The sequence below is a fragment of the Patulibacter americanus DSM 16676 genome, from assembly GCF_000420025.1.
GTDB lineage: Bacteria > Actinomycetota > Thermoleophilia > Solirubrobacterales > Solirubrobacteraceae > Patulibacter > Patulibacter americanus.
In genome coordinates, this window is sequence record NZ_ATUD01000001.1 from 20,976 (window position 1) to 41,752 (window position 20,777).

The 20,777-nt window shown below is 69.0% G+C and carries 11 protein-coding genes; 4 read left to right on the forward strand and 7 right to left on the reverse strand.

The features are described from left to right. The first annotated feature begins 63 nt into the window (after nt 1-63). Nucleotides 64-510: a very short patch repair endonuclease gene (locus F593_RS0100110; protein WP_022926731.1), complete on the forward strand. Its 447-nt coding sequence runs from the start codon at nt 64-66 to the stop codon at nt 508-510. Nucleotides 511-515: 5 nt separating this feature from the next. Here F593_RS0100110 and F593_RS0100115 read toward each other — a convergent pair whose 3' ends face one another. The 7 genes from F593_RS0100115 to F593_RS21150 form a co-directional block, all read right to left on the reverse strand. Beyond that, entirely contained in the window at nt 516-3,725 is a 3,210-nt protein-coding gene (locus tag F593_RS0100115) for an HD domain-containing protein (protein ID WP_022926732.1), read from the reverse strand. Between the two features lie 105 nt (nt 3,726-3,830). Next, on the reverse strand, nt 3,831-5,519 hold the full coding sequence (locus F593_RS0100120) for a nuclease-related domain-containing DEAD/DEAH box helicase (RefSeq protein WP_169449137.1): 1,689 nt from the start codon (nt 5,517-5,519) through the stop codon (nt 3,831-3,833). A 12-nt stretch (nt 5,520-5,531) separates the two neighbouring features. Next, on the reverse strand, nt 5,532-7,238 hold the full coding sequence (gene drmB / locus F593_RS21145) for a DUF1998 domain-containing protein (RefSeq protein WP_022926734.1): 1,707 nt from the start codon (nt 7,236-7,238) through the stop codon (nt 5,532-5,534). A 2-nt stretch (nt 7,239-7,240) separates the two neighbouring features. Continuing rightward, the gene (locus F593_RS0100130) at nt 7,241-10,315 is read right to left on the reverse strand and encodes a helicase-related protein (RefSeq protein WP_022926735.1); all 3,075 of its coding nucleotides are present in this window, start codon (nt 10,313-10,315) and stop codon (nt 7,241-7,243) included. Beyond that, nucleotides 10,312-12,069: a UvrD-helicase domain-containing protein gene (locus tag F593_RS0100135; protein WP_022926736.1), complete on the reverse strand. Its 1,758-nt coding sequence runs from the start codon at nt 12,067-12,069 to the stop codon at nt 10,312-10,314. The genes F593_RS0100130 and F593_RS0100135 overlap by 4 nt, the downstream gene beginning before the upstream one ends. Next, entirely contained in the window at nt 12,066-16,724 is a 4,659-nt protein-coding gene (locus tag F593_RS0100140) for a DEAD/DEAH box helicase (RefSeq protein WP_022926737.1), read from the reverse strand. The genes F593_RS0100135 and F593_RS0100140 overlap by 4 nt, the downstream gene beginning before the upstream one ends. A 98-nt stretch (nt 16,725-16,822) precedes the next feature. Next, on the reverse strand, nt 16,823-17,917 hold the full coding sequence (locus F593_RS21150; protein WP_022926738.1) for a DNA cytosine methyltransferase: 1,095 nt from the start codon (nt 17,915-17,917) through the stop codon (nt 16,823-16,825). Nucleotides 17,918-18,073: 156 nt separating this feature from the next. Between F593_RS21150 and F593_RS0100150 the strand changes: the two genes are divergently transcribed. The 3 genes from F593_RS0100150 to F593_RS0100160 all read left to right on the forward strand — a co-directional run bounded on the left by F593_RS0100150 (nt 18,074) and on the right by F593_RS0100160 (nt 20,377). Next, nucleotides 18,074-18,913: a protein NO VEIN domain-containing protein gene (locus tag F593_RS0100150; RefSeq protein WP_022926739.1), complete on the forward strand. Its 840-nt coding sequence runs from the start codon at nt 18,074-18,076 to the stop codon at nt 18,911-18,913. A gap of 33 nt (nt 18,914-18,946) precedes the next feature. Next, the gene (locus tag F593_RS31010) at nt 18,947-19,078 is read left to right on the forward strand and encodes a hypothetical protein (RefSeq protein WP_022926740.1); all 132 of its coding nucleotides are present in this window, start codon (nt 18,947-18,949) and stop codon (nt 19,076-19,078) included. A gap of 264 nt (nt 19,079-19,342) precedes the next feature. Next, complete coding sequence (locus F593_RS0100160; RefSeq protein ID WP_033205195.1) at nt 19,343-20,377, forward strand: EcsC family protein; 1,035 nt, start codon at nt 19,343-19,345, stop codon at nt 20,375-20,377. Nucleotides 20,378-20,777 lie beyond the last annotated feature (400 nt).

The following is a 20,777-nucleotide window of genomic DNA, read 5'->3' on the forward strand; positions in this document are numbered from 1 at the left end:
GTGACGGGAGGTCGGGCGAGGCGGATGCCTCTCCGCTCCATAGCTGTAGCGTGGAGGCCCGGGATGCCCGACGACCTCGTCAACGCCGCGCGACCGGCCGCCTCCTCGCCGGACGTGCAGACGCGAATGAGCCGGCTCGGGCAACGCGACACGAAGCCGGAGGTGCTGCTCCGGCAGGCATTGCACCGTCGGGGCCTCCGGTTCAGACTGCAACGGCGCACGGATTTCGACCGTCGCCGCCGGATCGACATCGTCTTCCCTCGGGAGAAGGTCGCGATCTTCGTCGACGGATGCTTCTGGCATCGGTGTCCCCGACACGCCACCGTCCCCCGTGCGAACGCCGAGTTCTGGGATGCGAAACTGAGCAGAAACGTTGAACGCGACCGCGACACCGACGAGCGGCTGGGCGAGCTCGGATGGACCGTCCTGCGATTCTGGGAGCACGAGCAACCGGAGGTCGCCGCGCAGCGCATCGAGCTGGTCGTCCGCGAGCTTCGCGGGGGGCGGTGACGAAGTCATCGAGCGAGCACCTCGATCTCTTCGACGGTGCGACGGAGCTCCTGGGCCAGCACGCTCGGGAACGTCCTTTCGAACAGCGTGACGAGCTCTCTCATGTACCAGTGCAGGTCGGCCTGTTCGACGCCCATCCGGGTCCAGGTCGTCGCCCCGTACCGGTGGAGGTCCCGCAGAAGCGTCCGGGCGTTGTCCAGCTTCTCAGCGAGAGCGACCCGGCGCACCGAGGTCGAGCCGAGCTCGAGGAGCCGGAGGTGCTCCAACTTCGTGGCCCGGAACGAGTCGAGACCCACAGGATCGGTGCAGCCGATGACCGTGGTGGCGACCGCCTCGCCGAACTGGCGGCGGATCGTCTCTGCCGTGTCCGGCCCTCCGTCCTCGACCGCGTCGTGCAGCAGCGCCGCGATGGCCTCGAGTTCGGTCCCGCCGTCCTCGAGAACCAGTGCCGAGGTCGCCAGGAGATGGCCGAGGTACGGGATCGGCGTACCGCGGCGGGTCTGGTCACCGTGCTGGATCTTGGCGAACACGAGCGCCTCGGAGAACGACCCGCCCAGAGTCACCGCGTCCGCAGGCCGAACAGGCCGGTCCCGCTCCCCGACACGTGGGATGGCGGGGATGGGCGGCAGCACCGCGATGTCCAAGGACACCGGTGACACCGACCCGGGAAGGTCTTCCTCGACCGTCACGTCTCCGGGAGCCGTCTCCCCACCGGGAGCGGCCTCAGGGTCGCCGGTGGCGGTCGCGTCCCCGTCGGCATCGGTCGGGGCGTCGGGCTCGCCCGCGACATCGACGGTCTCGACCGCACCATCGTCATCGCCGACTTCAGAGGTGGCCTCGACCTCCTCGACCGAGGAGGCCTTCACTTCCGAAGCGGGACCGTCATCCGACGGCGAACCATGATCGACCCCGACGGCGCCCGGCGTGTCCTCGGCGACTTCGGCGTTCTCCACGTCGTCCGCGGCACCGTCGTCCTCGGCGGCACCCTCGTTCGTCTCGCCTTGCGGCGGTACAGCCGGGGTGTCGAGGTCGAGATCGAGATCAAGATCGAGATCGTCCGGCTGGTCGACCGCGACGTCCGCATCGCCGGCGCCGGACGAAGTGGCGGAAACGTCCGAGGCCGAAGCGGGCGGGAGGGCCTCGTCGACCGGCTCTCCCCCGGGAAGGGGCGCCGGCAACGCAAGGCTGTGGACGACGACGAGTTGTTGCGTGGCCCGCGACAGACCCACGTAGAGCTCGCTCCAGCCCGCACGCGAGTCTGTGACGATCTGCCGGGGCTCGACAAGGACGACCCGATCGAATTCCAGGCCCTTCGCCTCGGCACTCGAGAGCAGCGTCACCCGCCGTTCCAGCTGGTCCGTCGAGATGTCGCCGACCGAGATCCCGGTCGTGGCCAGGGCCCCGCGGACCGTCACGAGCAGGGCGGGCGGCACGATCACGCCGACGGAGCGATCGTCGGCCGCCAACTCTGTCACCGCCGACGCGACGGCGGACCCGAGGTCGAGCTCGTCCACCCTCCGGAACAGCGGCTCCGTGATGGACTCCCGCACCGGCTGCGTCGGCGGAAGCTCGGGCGCGATCACGGGCAGAACCGCATTCGCGAGCTCCATGATGCTTCGCGGCACGCGGTAGCCGTACGTGAGCAGCCCTTCCCGCACTCCCCGTCCCGTCGGAAGATGCGCCGTGATCTCGCTCCAGTCGCGATATCTGGTCGGACCCGTTGCCTGGGCGATGTCGCCGACCAGGGTCAAGTCTCCCTCGTTCGAGCGCCGGGCGATCATCCTCAGCTGCATCGGTGTGAGGTCTTGTGCCTCGTCCACGATCACGTAGCCGTACAACTTGACGCTTCCCTGCACCAGCGCAGTGATCTCGTCGAGGAGCGGCATGTCGTCCCGGGTCCAGGGGTGCACGCCGACCGTGCGGACACCACGACGGAGCAGGCTGCTGATCTCGGCCTCGGTGAGGATTCCCTCCGCGGTGGTGCGCAGGCGGAGCTCGGTGGTGAGGAGGTCGTGCAGGATTTGCGCGGCCGACGACGCCGGCCACATCCGCTCGAGGAAGTTGTTCCACCCGCGGTCGGTGTTCAGAAAACGCTGGAGCGCTGCAGTGTCCACCGTGCGCCGCCGCAAGCCCCGGGAGAAGCGCTCGCGGAGCAGCGTCTCGACCGCCGTACGCATCGCAGCGACGAACTGGCGCCTGCCCTCGGCGTAGGGGCGCTCCCGTCGACGCTCCCGATCGAGGATCTCGTTCGCGGCCTCGGCGGTCAGCCGCACCGTCACCCCCTGGGTCGTGACGGTCTGCGGCGCGACGGCCTCCCGGGTCCTCAGGGCCACGGCCCGGGCGACGACCTCGGCCATCCGGGCGTCGCCCTTCAGGGTCGCGACCTCCGGGCCGTCCTCACCCCTCGCCTGCGCCTCACCCGTCTCGGCGAGACGATCGATCGCGAGCTGGTCGACCGTGTCCTCGCCCATCCCGGGCACCACGTCTGCGATGTAGGCCATGAACGCGGCATTCGGTCCCACGACAAGGACCCTCCCGAGATCCTCGTTGTTCCTGACGAGGAACACCGCGCGGTGCAACGCGACTGCGGTCTTGCCCGTACCCGGGCCGCCCTGGACGACGAGAACGCCTTCCCGCGGCTCTTCGATGAGCTTGTACTGGTCCGCGACGATGGTGGCGACCATCGCCTGCATCCGCGGCTCCCTGGCGCGCTCCAGCTCTGCTGCCACGCGGTCCAGGGCGTCGCGCTTTCGGCCGGTCGGAGCCTCCTCCCCGTCCGCCTCCTCGCCGAACGTCTCGTCGTCGATGCCGAGCAGCTGACGCTCGAGCAGGTCGAAGCTCCTGCGCCGCATCAGCCCCTGGGGGTCTTGCTCGTCCGCGGCGTAGAACGGCTTCGCGATCTTCATCGTCCAATCGACGACGAGCACCTTCTCCTGATCGTTCTTCACGGTGCAGGGGCCGATGTAGACGACCTTGCGCTTGCCCGTCTCGAAGTCCAGGCGGCCGAACATCAGGCGCTCGTCGTCCACGGCCTGGAGCTTCGAGAGGCGTTCGCGCGCAGCCTCACGGAGGGCGTGGGCGGCGACGCGGTCCCCGCCGCCGTTCTTCGTCCCGTCGACGATCTGCCGTTGTTCCTCCAGGTACGCCACGTGGGCGTCACAGGCCGCCTCGAGGTAGGTCTGCTCCGCGGCGTGGTCGGGATGGGGGTTGATCATTGGTGCGCTTTCCAGGGATCCGAGGTGGCGGGCCGGGACGACCGTCGTTCCACCACTGCTTCTTGTCGGCAGGCGCCCCGTCGGGGCTTTAGGACTTTTCAGTCGTCACTCACGGTCGACTTCTGACTGCTGTCGCACGAACTCGACCGCCCGGGTCTCGAAGTCCCCTCGGGCCCGCTCGTCGAGGACGACGGCGAGGAGCGCGCGTGGACGGGAGCACCCTACGTAGAGGGCACGGAGGGTCTCGCGGTCCGAGATCTCCTTGACGCCGACCACCACCGCGGCCTGCGACTCGAGACCCTTGAAGTCGGCGGCCGTCGCCAGGCGGACGGACTCGCCGTGGCCATCGACCCCACGGACGAGCTTCGGCGCGTCGGGGGGCCACCGGCGTTCCAGCCGATCGGCGACCCGGTCGTCGGTCGCGATCACGGTGACGTCCCGCGGTTCGATCCCGCGTCGTCGCCAGGCATCGACGACCGTGGCGACCGCTCCGGCCTCGTCCTTCGCATCGAGCACGTAACGGACCACGACGTCCGGTCCGCTCCGTGCCGAGGTCTCGTCTGGCGTCACAGCCGCGAGCAATGCCGTCATCTCGTTGATCTCCGGCGTGTTGCGGCAGTTCTCGAAGAGCTGGAACTGCGTGGTGGCAGCACCGGACACCCGGTCGTACTGCAGCCGGTCGACGGCCTCGAAGACGTTCTGCTTGTGATCGAGGAAGACTCTCCACCGTCCTCGCGCCAGGCCCCCCTCGAGCAGGACGTCGAGGAGGTCCAGTGCACCCTCGACCATGAGGTCCTGGCCCTCGTCGACGACCAGGGCGTCGTAGGACCCGATCCGTTCGAGCTCCGAGACCGCCTCCATCGCCTGTTCCGGCAGGAACACGTCCAGCACATCCCGGTCCTCGGCATCAGGGATGAGCGCGCGTCGGTCGGCGGCGTCCACGAGCTCGTCGAGGAGTTCGCGGTACGACCGGACATCGACGCCGTCCGTCTCCACGGAACGAGCGATATGCCGCGCCAGCGCCGCAGACCTGCAGCACAACAGGACCCGCTGGCCCGACCGCGCGAAGCGGGCGGCCTCGTCGGCGGCCAACATGGTCTTGCCAGTTCCGGCCCCGCCTCGCACGAGAGCGCGCTCCTGGTCCCGCATTCCCCGCAGGACGCGCCCTTGCGCGCGGGTCAGCTCGACGAGTTCGGCGTCCACCTCGGCCATGCGGGCCCGAAGCGTCGGGATCAGGTCGAAGGACGGCGCCAGGAACCGCACCACGGCTGCGCGCTCGGCACGCGAGAGCTGCTCGTCCCCCCGACCGTGAAACGCGTGCCAGTGCGTCGCCAGCCGTTCGAGGTAGTCCCTCATCGGACGGCGCAGATCGTCGTCGTCGTAGATGAGGTCGTGGTCGATGCCGGCACCTCGCGCCTTGAATCGGACGTCGGGGAAGACCACGCCGTGGCCGACCACGGTCCGGCGGACCGGCGGGACGGCCGTGATGAGCTCGCCGTGGAGCGCCGCCGCACCTCCGCCCGCCTGCTGGAACGGGCTCTCCTTCAGGGCGTTGCCGTTCGTGGACCACGAGCCGCCCTCGGCGGTGACCTGACCGCCCTTCACCTCGAGGCAGAGGACGCCGAAGGGCCCCACGACCACGAAGTCGAGCTCGGCCCACGGCTTGGTCCTGTGCGAACTGAGACCGACGGAGTGGACGGCGAGCCAGTCGTCGGGCGTCTCGTCGCGGAGCCGGCGGTAGACGAGTGCCTCCGCGGCACTGCCGTTCTTGTCGGACCACGTGTCGGGATACATCCGGGCCATCGGTCAGAGCCCCCGGAAGAAGCCGACGTCGGCGTCGTCGCGCGTCCCGACGAGCGTGGCCCGATCGAGGAAGCTGTTCATCTCCTCGCAGCTGGTCTCGGGCAGCAACGAGCAGCTGTGGCAGGCGGCGAGGTTCAGGGAGTCCGCCCCTCCCGCCTCGCTCTCGATACAGACCGGATCCGAGGAACACCAGGCCATCCGTGCGACCCCTTCTCGGACGAACCTCTCGAAGCGGTCGGGTGCGCCCTGGGCGATCAACCCGCCGAGACTGCCCGCGGAGTCGGTCGTGGCGGTGTAGATCAGGAGCCCCAGTGCCCCGTCCTCGTGATAGAGGCGCTCGCGGAGCGACCCGGCCGGGTAGCCCGCGTCGAGCGACAGCTGCCCGATGAGCGCGTGGGCGAGGGCGTGGATCAGCAGGAACTCGGCGGTGACGTCACGGTCCGGCTCGGTGCCCCAGGCCTCGTGGCGCTCGATGTTCCGGCGGGCGAGCACCTGCGCCCGTTCGGCGACGGCGGGGCACCCTGCCCAGTCGGCGACCCGGTCGGCGTCGAGCCTCAGGAAGATGCCCTCCCCCTTGACCTCGATGGCCGGAAGCCAGTCGACGTCCTCGTTCAGGAGGGAGACGATGTTCGACCGCTCGCCGCCGGCGCCGCGGGGCGGCAGGATCCGCGAGAAGCCCGAGAGGGCCCGCACCTCGCGCAGGCGCGTGACGAGCTGGACCTGGCTGATCCAGTCGCGGAGCGTGGCAGGCACCTCGGCGGCGCGCGTGGCGAAGTCGACGTCATCGGTCGTCTCGGGGCGCCCGCGCACGAGCGCGTCGTACTCCTCGCGACGCAGGTGGGGCTCCCCGCTGGGCTCGCCGGCCTCCTGCAGCTTGCGCTCCTGGAAGATCGCGACGAGCTCCTCGGACGTGAACCCGGTCTTCTCGTCAAGCCGCATCGACGTGATGACGGGACCGACGGCCTCGACCGGGAGGTGGCGCAGGGTGGGCCAGTGGCCGTCCAGGGCCCGGGAGGCTGAACGGGACCACGGGGGGATCGAGAGCGCCGAGCGCGTCTGGGAGAACCACACCGACGACGCACCACGCTGGAGGGCGCGCGGCGTCTGGTCGCAGGACTCGCGGTCGAAGGTCTTCCAAGGGCGTCGGCCCTGGCACGACGTCACGTTCCGCAGCGCGTACCGGTCGAAGGCGTCCTCCATGGTCCGCTGGGCGCCGCATGAACACTTGATGACGATGCCCTTCAGGGATGCCGTCTGCCCGGTCGACCGGAGTTCGAGGTCGTGCCGCCCCTCGGTCTTGGCCGCCCCACGGTGAACCCACCGCTCGTACGGGAAGTCGTCGATGTGGCCCTTCTCGCAGGCGATGACGAACCTGGACGGGACGAGCGCCGTGAGGCAGTCGGGGCAGTGGTTCAGGTCGGCGTGCGTGAAGTCCCGGTGGGGCGCGAGGCGTCGGCAACCCGGGCAGGACTGGAACGCCGGGAACCGGACGACGGGGACGTCGGGGCGGTCGTCGGTCGACGGCGGTTGGACGAAGCCGTGGATCCGCAGTTCTCTCTCGAGCCGGGGCTCATGCAGGTCCGGTCGGCCGACGTCCCAGCGCTCCAGGGCGGCGACCATGAACGCCTCATCGCCGACGGGGACGACGGACCCCACCCCGTAGGTGGTGACCAGCTGGCTCCGCCGGACGTGGCCCTTGATCTTCGGCACGGTCAGACCCTCACGAGGTAGAGGTTGCTCTCGCCGTCGACGTCACGCAGCGAGCTCGGGGTGGGAAAGCCCTCTCCCTCGGCCTCGTCGGCGGACGAGAGGAGCGAGTTGACGGCGTCACGCGGGTTCGCGTAGACGAGCTTCGGGGCCTCACGTGCCCGCGCGACCCACTTGTCGAGGACGGCCTCGAACTCCTTCCGGACCGAAGGCCCCGAGCCCGGCTCGACACGCTCCGCACGGTCGGTGATCTGGTCCGCGAACGCCCGGAGCTCGGGCAGGTGCTTCTCGACGTCACGGGCTGCGGCGTTCTCCCGGAGGGCGGGCACCGCCGTGCGGGCGAGGGCCAGCAGGACCGCGTGCAGCGCCCGGTCGCGGGCGCGGGGGCTGAACGGCGTGACACTGGTGGACTCGACTTGGCGATAGAGGGCCGCGTGGTACGCGGTGAAGCTCTCGTAGTGCGAGCGGTCCCTGCTCCGACCGGCGTTGTAGAGCGTGAGCACGATGCCCGGGTGCTGGCGGCCGACCCGGCTGGTCGCTTGGATGTACTCCGCCGTGGCCTGTGGCTGGCCCATGACGACCATGAGTCCGAGCCGATCGATGTCGACGCCGACCGAGATCATGTTGGTCGCGAGGACGTAGTCGAGCGCCTCCTCGTGGGGGTACGCGACGTCCAACGACTGCAGGTGCCCGGGGATGACGGACGAGGGCTCCCTGCTGGTCAGCTCGATCTGCTTGTCGAGCTCGCGGGGCTCGTCGCCGGCGGCGACTAGCTGCATCCGGTCGCGCACGTCGTCGAGCACCTGGATCCGGGCGCCACCGAGGACCCGCAGGCTGTTGAAGTAGCCGACGAGGGTCCAGTAGGGATCCCGATCCGCGTCGGCCGCGTCGACGTCCTGGGCACCCTGGAGCAGGGCCGCGTAGGCGCGGATCATGAGGGTGCTCTGGCTCGTCCCGGGGGCCATCGCCCCGACGTAGAGCCGCGCCGGCTTCGATCCCCGGTCGGCCGTCACGGAGAAGAACGAGTCACCCGCGTCGAGGCCCGGCGGAGGGAACTGCCGCATCTCCCGGTCGAAGAGCGCCTTGGTCTGGTCGGCCGCCCGTCGGATGGTCGCCGTCGACGCGATGACCTTGGGCCGCACCCCGCGATCGGTGCAGAGCAGGTCGATCGCGCTCTCGTACAGCCCGGCGAGCGTCCCCAGCGGACCTGAGATGAGGTGCAGCTCGTCCTGGACGATCAATTCGGGTGGTTTCACCGCCGAGCCGACGCCGAAGAGCTCGAACGCCCCCTTGACCCACGGCAACGTCGCGAACTTGTCGGCCGTCCCGATGACGAGGGTGGGCCGTTCGCGATACAGATCCTCGTCGACCACGTGGATCGGGAGTCCGCTGTTGAAGCGGCAGTGCTTGTCCCGGCAGCTGATGACCAATCGAGGATCCGACTTCGCGATCCAGTAGGCGCGGTGGTCGAGCTTCGTCCCGCACCACGGGCAGGCCCGCACCTGTACGGGATTACCGGCCTCAACCTCCTGGTTGACCCGGAGGCGGTCAAGGGCGGTCCGGGCCTCCTGGACCGTCGAGGGCGTCCCGTTCCGGCCCACCCACAGTCCGATGGAGATCGGGACGCGACCGAGACCGCCCTCGTCCTGTCGGATGGCCTCGAGCGCGCACATCAGTGCCGACGCCCGCTCGAACTGCTGGATGGTGAGCAGGCGCAGGGTGTAGCGCATCAGGACCGTCACGCCCCCGCCTGCGTCGCCATGCCGCAACCGGCGCAACATGACCGTGATGCCGATGAGACCGAGGTAGGCCTCCGTCTTGCCACCACCGGTGGGGAACCACAGGAGGTCGAGGACGTCCCGGTCGCGGTGCTCCGGGTCGACGGTCCCGGAGAGGTTCAGGAGGATGAACGCGATCTGGAAGGGGCGCCAACGATGTCCCTCGCCGTGTTCGGGGGCCGGGCCCTCCTTCCCGCCGGAGATCCAGGCCGCCCTGGCCCTCTGCCGCCCCATCGCGAGGTTGGAGAGTCGAAAGGCCCGCCAGACGTCATCGACGGTGTCGATCAGGTCGATGCCCTCGTGGATCCGGGCCAGGGCGTCGCGGCACTCCTTCAGATGGTCGCCCGCGATGCCTTGGAGTTCCCCGGCGAGCGCCTCTCGGTCGGCTCCGCGAGCGTCGATCCAGCGCTCGTAGTCGTCGGCCAGCCGACGGAGCGCCGCGACGGTGGCGGCCCGGTCCTCTGAGGCAAGCCGTTCCATGCCGAGTCCGGAGGTGTCGATGGTCTGGTTGCTGTCCGCGAGAGGTAGCTCGTACGCGGGCACCGCGGCTGTCCGGATCGTCTCTGCGCGGTGCCGATCGACACCGAGGTCCCACTCCACCGACGTCCCATGGCCGACGGCGAAGTTCCGCACGTCGCGGTAGATCAGGCGGTAGCTCTCGAGGTCCGCGTCGTTGACCGGCAGCGCCGCTGCGTCGCGCTCCACGAACGGCGCGTCATCGCCCTCGGCCGTCAGCCGGACCTGGAAGTACGAGTTCGAGTCTTTCTCGAACTTCGGGGCCAGGCGCCGGTTGATCGCCACGATCGTGACGGGGACCCCGTCGGAACCATCCGCCTCGCGCGTGCGCACGTACAGGCCCAGACCCGCCTCGAGCTCGACCTCGCTGTCCCCGGCCGGACGACGGAGATCGATCTCATGGTCGAACGACAGGGGGATGCGGGTCCATCGAGGCTCGGACTCCGAACCCTGGTTCTCATAGCGCGCCGCCTCGACGCGGACCTTGACGAGGGATGCCCGGCGATCGACGGCGAAGGTCATCCCGAGCGACGACGGGTAGCGGGAGTTGGCGAGGCTGACAGGCGGGTCCGCGTAGGTCGCCTCCCCGTCGTCGTCATGCTCGTCGACCTCGTCCTCGGGCTCAACCTCGGCTGCGGTGCGCGGGTAGAGGACGCCTGCCACGTAGGTCGAGAACGGGGCATCAACAAGGGTCTCGTCCTCTGCGGATGGGCCGACGAGGTCGGCGCGGAGCCGGTCGATCAGGTCGTCCCTGACGGCATACTTCGCATCGAACCCCTGGCTCATACGGCCTTCTCCCACTCGAATTCTCCGAGCCCCACCAGGCGGGGACGGAGCCACAGCCCGGAGGCGCCGAGGCCCGCCGCGTCACATGCCTCGGCTGTTCCCGCAACGGTCTCTACGCCCTCGATACGCAGCCTCGTGACCCGCGCAGGCGCTGCACCCTTCGTCCGACGGACCAGATCCGTGCCGAACGCGACGCCCGTCACCCCGATCACTCCGGAGTCGTGACGCACCGCATAGCACGGGAGGTCACCGGTTCCGAAGTCCTGGTCGTCGACACGCTCGAGATCGACCACATCCGCCGGACGGACCTGGTCGACGAGGCGCAGTTGCAGCTCCCCGGGATCGGAGTCGATGCCGAAGACGCCCCCCGGGTCCGGTGAATGCACATCCCCACCGAGCGCCTCGATACCGAAGGTCTGCCACGGGCTGCGACCGCGCTTGAACAGCCGGCCGCCGCGACCCTCCTCGCGGTACCACCGCGTCCGATGTTGCGGTCGCGACGCGTGGTAGACGAACCGTCTCGCCCTGCTCAACGCGACGAAGAGGACCCGCTGGTCGAGCTCGGCGTCCTCGTCGCGTCGGGCCCAGTCGACGATGACGCACTGGTCGAACTCCAGGCCCTTGGCCCGGTGGATCGTCGAGACCACGATCCGCGCGTCCGGTTCCTCGGTCAGCTCCGGAGGCACGTGGCCGGTGCGGACCGCGTCCGCGACCGCGCTCGATCGCGCAGCCTGTTGGCGTGCCCCCCGGTCCAGCCGCTGCAATTGACGCCAGGCCTCGTCGGGTCCCGGAACGGGCAACGGCCCCGTGCGCAACCCTTCGAGTCGAGCATCGAGTTGACCCCGTGCGACTCGCGTCGACCGCCCCACGGCGGCGGCGACCCAGCCGGCGACCGGTCGGTCCGAAGCACTCCTGCGCACCCGATGGGGCACCTCGCTCTCGTGCAGCAGATCGGACAGTGCCAGCGCCGTCGCGTTGTCCCGGCAGAGCACCCCCGTCCGCCCCTGGTACGAGGAGACGAGCTCAGCCAGGCCCTCGAAGGCCCCGACGGTCTCGCACGCCACGAACATGTCGTCTGCCGGGAGTTCGAGGCCCTCGCCGGCCAGGAGACGTTCCCGCACGACCGCGACGTCCCGCGCCAGGTCGCCCCCCGCCCGATGATTGCCTTCGAGCAGGATCTCTGTCTCGGCGAGACGTCCCAGGTCATCGATGAAGTCGTCAGACTCGACGACGCGCTCATGGTCATAGATCGCCTGGGCCGGGTCGCCGAACGCCGTGAACCCACCCTCGAGGCGCTCGAGCAGTGCTCCGACGAACCGCGCTCGGGGCCCGACGAGATCTTGGACCTCATCGACGAACACGTGCCGCAGCGACGTCAAGGTCTCGTCGGCATCGCCACTCTGCACGAGGGCGGTGGCGCGGTCGATCCGGGCGTCGAACGTGCCACGGACCTCGACCTCGGCGTGGCGCGAGAGCAGGCGGCCAGCGAACGCGTCGAACGTCTCGGGAAAGATGCGCCCGATCCCGGTCGCCTCACGCTGCCTGCGCCGGAGCTCGCCCACCACGGCCCGCGTGAAGCTGAGGACGAGCACCTCGTCGGCCCCGACATCGTCCCGCACGGCCAGCTGTTCCGCTCGTTGCAGGAGCGTCCACGTCTTGCCGGCCCCGGGACCCGCGACCACGAACGCCCTGGCGCCGACGGGCAGCGCGATCACCTGCGCCTGTGCGCCGACGGCCGTCTCCGGTGCGCTCATGCGACGCCGGCACTCCCGACGCCGGCGTCCCAGAGATGCTCGAAGCCCCGGAATGCGAGCTCCTCGCCGAAGTTCTCCACCGTGTCGGCGACGTTGACGATCAGGCACTCGGGAGAGCCGCCGTTCTTCGGCCCACGCAGGCCACGACCGACCATCTGCTGGTAGACGTTCGGCGAGTAGGTCGGCCGCGCGACGTAGACGGCGCGCACCATCGGGGCGTCGAAGCCCTCCTGGAATACGGCGTAGTTGGTGATGACCTTCAGGCGACCGGCCTTGAACTCCTCGACGTAGTGCCGCCGAGCGGCGGGCGGAGTCCGACCCGAGACAGTGGCAGCTGGAATGCCACGTGACGTGAGCAATCCCGCCATCACCGCGGCGTGCTCGAGTGAGGCGCAGAAGACCAGCGTGGTCCAGTCGTCCGGCTGCGACTCGATCGAGTGCAGGAGCTCTCGGTTCCGGGCCAGGTTGTTGGCGAGTCGGTCGCCTGCCGACGACGGCAGCAGACGGGTCCGCTTGAGCTCGGCGAACTCCTTGTCGTCCAGGGCGATGTCGGTGCCCTTCAGGACCCGGTGCTCGGCGCGAGACAGGACGCCCATCTCCTGGAGCGCCTCGTATGGATCCCGCTCGCCGAAGGCAGCACGATCGAGGCGGCGCTTGCCGAAGCGGTTGACGAGGCGTTCGGTGTCGACCTCGCTGATACCGCGGTACGGGGTTGCCGTCAGGCCGATCAGCGGAGCCCGTTCCTTCCGTCGGTCCATTCCCTGCCATTCGAGGAGCTGCGTGTACGACGGGCTGATCGCGAAGTGGGCCTCATCGATGACGATGCAGGTCGCGCGGGAGAGCCATTCGTAGTGCTGCTTCTCGAAGACGCCGCTGCCGAGCTTGTCGATGGTCGCGACGACGACATGGGCGCCCTCGGCGGGCGGCTCGGCCTCGTTGTTGCGCCAGAGCCGGCTGATGGTCAGACGGGTCTGGGGCCCACGATCCCGCCACAGTTCGCTCCAGGCCTGGACAGCCTGCTCGCACAGCTCGTCGCGTTGGGCGACCCACAGGATCGGAGAGCCGAGGGTACCGTCGCGGACTGCCTCGATCAACGCCTCGATGGCGACGCGGGTCTTGCCGGCGCCCGTGGGCAGCGACACGATCCCGCGCGGGCGACCTTCCTTGGGGTCGATCGTCAGCAGGGCGTGGATCTCGTCGACGACCGCCCGCTGATACTCGTGGAGGTCGTTCAGACCCGGGGGGCCACTCACCTCCAGGACCGGCTCGCGCTGGGCAGCGGGGAAGCCAGCGTGCTCGTCTTCGAACTTCAGCCGACGGACGAACTCCAGGGCTTCTCGCGACGCCGACCACCGACGCGGCGGTTGCAGACCTGCGTCCTCAAAGTCACTCGCAAAGACCTTCAGTGTCTCGACGCCATGTACTGCGAACGCGAGGCGCGCCAGGGCGACGTGGTCCGGGGTCCCGGCGAGGTCCTGCGTCGCCGTCAGCAGCGAGGCCGGGAGCTCCGTCCGAAGACGCTCCTCGGACACCACGATCGAGAGCTTGGTCGCCTCGTCCGGTGCGTTCCGGACCTCGAGCTGGCGGCGTCGGATCTCGCCGTCGAGCTTGTTCTCGATGATCCTGGTGATCCGCGCTCGGTCCAAGTCGAGGCCGAGCCGGGGACCGAGATGCACGAGGATCTGCTCGAGCTCCAGCCCGTCGTCGAGGAACGCCACTCCGTCGGCGACGTGCACGAGCGTGGCCTCGGACTCGCGGCCTCCGGCGCCCGAGGTCTCGATGCGGAGCTCACTGCAACGCGCGACGACGGTGGTCCCGAAGGCCTCGGGCAACATCGGGCGCAGTGCGGGGAACAGGTCGACGAGTGCGATGCGTGGAACGCTCTCGATGGCCACGACCGTCGTCGCGATCTCGTCGTCGCCGCGGATCAGGCTCCACCGCTCGACGAGCATCTCGGCGTCGTCCTCTGCGACCTCGAGCAGTGCCTGGCCCCCTGCCCGCAGGACCGAGGCGGTCTTCTTCGAGGAGGTGACCCGGACCTCCGCCGCGTCGCTCTCGACGGCGACGCCGTCCCCGGGTACGAGCAGATGCGTAGGGCGGTCTGCACCCGCCCGGGCAGCCGCGATGTAGAAGCGTTGCGCCAGTCCGACATCGAGTGTCGCCGCCAGACGGCCGAAGGCCTCGACCCACTGCGCGTCCGAGAGGTCCTCGAGGGTTTCCGGCAGGTTCAACGCCGCCGAGGCCTCCATCGGGATCCGCGCCACCGGCAGAACCTGCCGCCACGACTGCAGCCTCGGACCGACCCACGACGCCGGCCCAACCAGCCCGGCGCTGGTCTGCGCCAACCCATTGCGTCGGACGGCGTCGATGACCGGGTGGTCGACGGTGATCGACGGATAGCGGTTCTGGGGGTAGCTCACCTCGGTCGCGGGGAACGTGCCCTGTGCCTCGAGCAACGCGCGTGTGAAGGCGACCTTGCCGTCATCGTCCAGATACGCCAGAGGGGAAATCGGGCCTGCCACGGCACGGGTGGAGATCTCGATCCGGGTCGGGTCCGGGTTGGCCTTGCCTGCCTTGGCGACGAAGTGCATGCGCGTCCGCTCGAGGAAGTCCCGCATGGCGGGCTCGTGCTCCGAGGCTGCACCGCCCGCGGGCGCGGTGACCGCACCGAGGAGGCGGATGAGATTCAGGTGCTCCCGGTGGTGGTGCACGTCGACGGTGACGTCGGGCGCCGCGTCGGCCCGTGCGATCTGTCCGGGCAGGAGGGTCATCGGCAGACGGATGAACCGGCCGGAGACCACCTTTACGCTGATCAGGTCGGAGCCTATTCCGGCCGCCGCAAGAAGCTGAAGCGCATCGTTCGGGGCCGAACGACCGGCGAGGCTCCAGAAGCTGTCCCAGTCGGCGCGGGACGACTTGGGCCGGAACGTCTGCAGGAAGATCTCGAGCTCAAGTGCCGCATCGACGGGCAGGATCCCGAGCGCCTCGAGGGCCGGCCGGGCCTTCTTGTGTCGCGCCAGCACGGGGTGGACCAGCCGGACGGACGGAGTCAGCGTCGGGCTGTCCCCGGGCAAGACGAGATCGGCCGGGGCCGCCAGGACCCCTTCTGCGTCGACGACGAACGGAGTCTCGCGGATGCGTTGCCGGAACTCGACGGTCCCGACGGCCTGCGCCGCGACCAGGACGGCGAAGCCAGAGGCCTGCAACGGCGGCTCGCCGGGCTTGAAGTCTGGGATCAATGCCTGGATCCACTGACCCGTGGTGGCCGTCGCGCCGTCGGTGGACGCCGCGATGAAGCGCTCGGCGCGAGATCGTCTCGTCTGATTGGCATCGACACTGGGGTGAGCCCAGTCGGTCGGCCGCCCCGGAACCTTCGCCCAAAGATGGAGCGCCGCTTTCGGCAGGTCCTTCGGATGGAGCGTGAGGTCGTCGGGCGGTGCGAGCCTGCCCTGCTGATCCGGGATCGATGGGTGGTGCGGAGCCCGGTCGTTCAGACGCTCGGTGACGAACCCGTCTGCCCAGTTGCGCTCCTCGCGGCCTCGCGCCGGGAGGATGTCGAGGACGCTCCCGGGATCGTCGTCGACGACAAGAGTTTCGAGGTTCTCGAGGACGAGGTCGCAGGCGTGTTCGAGAATCTCGGTATTGAACGGGCCCTCGATCACCCTTGTGCGATCGTCGTTCAACTTCCACGGCGCATTCAGGACTCCCGAGAGCGTCGTGTCCTCGAGCGTCGGGAAGTAGGCCCACAGACCGCCGATCCTCTGACGCGAGCGAATGGGCACGGCCCACTGCAGGCTGATCGACTTTCGATTGGCCATCGCACCACCGTCCCGAGCGGCTGAGGTCGAGGGCGCGAACTGTTTTGTGAAGACCCGCCACTCGTCCGTCTCTGCACCCTCCTTCAGCAAGTGCCGGTGGTCGCCGGCCCGCTCGAGGGTGATGGCCCGACGATGCTTCTTGACCCTGTCGTCGAGGACGAGTTCCGAGATGTGGGGGGAAAACACGAGGAACTGCGACTTGAACTGCTCCAGGTCCCCATGCAGCCAGTCCCCGCGTCCGCGGTCGAGCGGCAGACGGACGACCGTCGTGGCCCACTCGAAGAGGGCGGCCAGGATCGGGTCCCCGGCCGCTGCCGCCGGCGCGTCGAGGTTGCGGGCCAGGCGCAGGATGGGCACGTCCACGACGTCGGAGAGCACGGAACGGACCGACTCGGCCGCGAAGGTCGGGTCGAACCCGAACGACCCCGACCTGGAGAAGAACTCGGGCCGGTCGGACACACCCAGGACGGACTTGAAGCCCAGCCCGAATCGCCCGATCTCGGGACCGCGCTTGGCGCTGCGGTAGGCGCTGAGGATGGCTCCCGCGCCCTTCGGCGTCACCGGCCTGCCGTGGTTCGCGCAGTAGAGATGCTCGTCGGTGAGGATGACCTCGACCCGGCCCGGGTCGTCGATCATCTCGTCCGCACCGTTCTGGATGAGCTCCCAGACCTGACGACGGCCGTATCCGCCGTCGGTCTGTATCCGCTCGGCGTTGGCGTGTTCCTCTACGAGTGCCGGGTTCGCCGCATAGGCGGCGAGGCACTGCTGGTTGAGGTCATTGATGTGTGACGCGACCGCACCATCAGGTCCGGTCCACGGAGTGGGACCCCCGGGCATGACCGCCATCCTTCACGACTCCTCGGTTGGAAGCAAACGGAGCCTTTCATGACTCGCTTCCGTCCGGGTCGTGTGTTCACCCGGGAATCTGACAGCGGTCACCGCACCAGAGTCACGGGGACGCCGCCAGCGTCGAGCAGGCCTCGGGTGACGGCGTCCTGGGCGATGACCTCTGCGATGCACCTGGCCAGGGGCGGCGGTACGGCGTTCCCGATCTGACGGCCGACGTGCGACATGGACATGTGTTCCGGAAACTCGAACTCGTCGTCGAACCCCATGAGGAGGGCTCCCTCACGGATCGTGATGGGACGATCTGCCTCGGGGTGGAGGTACCGGCCCTTCTCGGGCTTGTAGAACTCGGTTCGGATCGTCGGAGCCGGCCTTTCCCAGTCCATACGTCCGAAGACGTCCGTCGTCCCCGTCGTCTTGTTGCGCCAGCACGGGGGCACGAGATCGTGGAGGCCCTCCGCTTCCAGGGACCGCTGCATGTCGAAACGGTTGCCGTTGCGTGGAACGTGGGAATAGCGGAGCCGGGAGACGTCGGTCGGGTTGCGCGACCGGTGCCAGCGCTCACCGTCGGGTTCGGACGGGAGGTGTCCGATGGCGTCGTGGACCGTGAGCCACGGCGGGAGGTCCGTGAACAGGTCCTCGGGCGCCGCGTGAGTGGGTGTCGGCAGCGCCAGGTCCCCCTTGAGACTGCCGATCACGATGGTCCGGCGGCGGGCCTGTGGGACGCCGTAGTCGGCGGTCAGCAACACGTCCTCCGCGATGAACCACCCCTCGCCGACGGCCTCGGCCTTGAACGTCGCGTACTCGGGCGAGGCCAGCAGCTGCCGGACGTTCTCCATCACGAAGTACCGGGCGCCGGTGGCCCGCAGGGCACGGGCGTACTCCTGCCAGAGCTGCCGCCGCAGGTCGCCCTCGCGATTGCGGTTCAACGACGAAAACCCCTGGCAGGGCGGGCCGCCGATCACCACGTCGGCCGGCTCGAAGTCCTCGTCCGGGATGAGCCGGATGTCCCGCACGTCGACGTGGTCGCCAAAGTTCAGCGCGTAGGTCTCGGCCGCGAAGGGGTCGTGCTCAACCGCCATCACGGGTTCGAAGACCGGGGCGTCGGAGCCGTCCACCCTTGCCTGCCTGAAGCCCTCCGTCATGCCACCACAACCCGCAAAGACGTCGACCAGGCGCAGCACCACGCGAACGTTACGCATACGTCCGGCGGCAGCATGCACGACGTCTCGCCTCGCCACGCCCGGGCGAGATCGGCTCCGCAGTCGAAAGCCCCGAGGCCTTTCGTGCCGCGCGCACGGAGGTTGCAACTGGCGCGTCCGTCGACCACCGTATGAGCCATGCCCCTTGTCCTCGCGATGAGCGAGACCACCGAATCCGGCCACGCCTACGCAGACGTTCCATATGTGTCGTACGAGTACCCGCGGAGATACCGCAACCTGGTGACAGAAGGTGAAGCGTTCGTCTACTACCGCGGCAGGCGGATGGCAGACGGAGGGACCCAGCCACAGGTCTATCTGGGGACCGGTGTCGTGGGACCGATACGCGAATCGCCCGACGGCGACCGACTGATCTGCGCCGTTCTGGACGGCATGCCGTTTGCCGCGCCGCTCCCGTTCAAATCGGGCGAAGGCGCTTATCTCGAGCCAGGGGGGACACGCCGCGGCTTTTTTCAGCCCGGCGTCCGCCGAATCGAGCAGACAGATTTCGAGACGCTTCTCAGAGCCGCCGATGTTGAGGCCAGAAGGCTGGCGAGCAGCGACCGTGGGCCTGCGCCGAACACCGGTCATGGGTCGAGCGGCTACGCCACCCCAGAGGACGCCCGCGCGGTCGAGGCCTATTCGCGCAGGGTGGCAGCGGCGTGGATTGAGGAAACCTACAGCGCTTCTGTAGTTCAGATGCCCCAGAACAATCCCGGCTTCGATCTCCGAGTCACCGGGGCTCCATTTGTCTTCGTCGAGGTCAAAGGCACCCGAAGGCCAGCGCCCTGGTTCTTCGTGAGCGAGGGCGAGAGATTGTTCGCGCAGGCGAAAGCGGCCGACTACCTCTTCGTGGTGGTCTATGGCATCGATCTTTACGAGAAGAGCCACGCCTCACTCGTTCACAGCACCGCCCTGCCACCCCTCAAACCGGCGCAATGGGTCGGACTGCTCGACGACAGCGGCTCCGGCGCAACCTGAGAGGTGGTCGACGCTGAGACGGGAGCCGGACCCGTGCGACGGCGTCGAGACCGGCGCCTCCCGGCGGACCAGTACGAGACCGCCATCAAGATTGGGGGCCAGGACCTGCGTGGTCTGCGCCACCAGCTGCTGGAGGACGTCCTCGGCGTCGTAGGCTGCTCCTGAAGCGCGGCGTACTCCCCGCCCTGGCGGAGGTAGATGGAGGCCATCGGCCGGTCACCGTCCCGTTCCGGGTGGAGGCACCTCGGACCCGGCTCGTCCGGCACCCGTCTTCACGGCCGCAGAATCCGACGCGGCCCGGCTACCGCGGCTCGGCGCCGCTGAACGACGAACTCCAGCTCTCGGCGTCGCCGTACACCCGTCTAGGGTGCGTCAAGAGTGTGGTGGGCCCCTCGACTGGCCGCCGAACCGATGCTGATGAGAGCAGACATGCAGCCATACGATGCGAAGGCCCAGCGGGAGATCGAGGAGTGGCACGACCGCTCGCCGTTGCTCCCCCGGCCCGAGCTTCCCGAGCGCGTTCAACAGGCCGGCAAGGATCTCGTGGCGCGCGGCAAGGACGGATTCGACCACCTGCCTGGCAGCGACCAGCTCCGGGAGGCGATCGACAGCGCCATGAGCGGAGTGGTCTCGACGATCGGGACCACCGCCGCAGCGTCCGTGAACCAGCGAGCAATCCTCCGTCGGTACAAGCGGGGTGAGCACCTCGTCGACCGGATCGACGCGATCGGCTCGTTGGATCTCGAGGTGTCCGACAGGGCGTTTCCCCGTCGGAAGAAGCTCGCCTACATGCTCGGGTCCGCGGGGCAGGGCGGGGCCGCGGGCGCCGCGGCGTCGGTGTCCGAGTTCGGTGCGGTCTTCGGCGGCGTGTTCGGCGCCGGTGCCGGCGCCGTTCCGGGTACGTTGGCCCTGGCGGGCGTCATTGTCGCGGACGCGGCGGCCACGCTCGGATCGGCAGCAAGGATCGTGGCCGAAACGGCAGCGCACTACGGGTATGACCCCAACGATCCCGCCGAGGAACTCTTTCTTACCAGCGTGCTGGGCGCCGCCATGGCGGGGACGCAAGGCGCGAAGATCGCTGCCCACCGCGAGCTCAACCACGTTGCCGGCCTCCTGGCCCGCAGGGCCCCAAAAGCGGCCCTGAAGAAGGTGAACCTCGGGAGGGTTCTGCCGAAGGTCTGGCCGCGACTCATCGAACGAACCACCCATCGCCAGATGGGCAAGCTGATCCCCGCCGCCGGGATCGTCGCTGGCGCCGGCCTGAACGCCTCTCTGATGAAGCGCGTGTCCGACGAGGCGTACTTCGCCTACCGCGAACGACGACTCTTCGACCGCTACGGCGAGCGGGACAGCGCGATCTCCGATCCCCCGGTCGATGGAGAGGTGGTCGACGGGACGCTGGTCCTCGACCTGCTCGACGAGGACGATGACGACCCGACCCAAACCATCGAGTCCGCGCAGTGAGCAGCAACGATCAGATCGAGCTGCGCCTAGCGGGACGGGAGGTCCCGTCGATGTTCCACCTCCTCGGCCACCACGAGGACGACATGACCTACGCCCTCGGATGGGCGTTGTCACGATCGCCACGGCTCGCGCGACGCTTCATGGAACTCGCGTTCGGATCCGACGCCGCTACCCCAACGACAATCAAGCTCCAAGAGTCCCAGCCGGGCCACGGCCGGACCGACGTCGAGCTCGAGAACGACCACGAGCACCTCATCATCGAAGCCAAGCGGGGCTGGGACGTCCCACGAGAGGGACAGCTCGAGCAGTACACCCCCCGCCTGGCTGACGGCAAGGCACCGCGCATCGTTGTCCTGACCGAAGCGACCGCCGAACACGCAGCTGCACACCACCTCCCCAC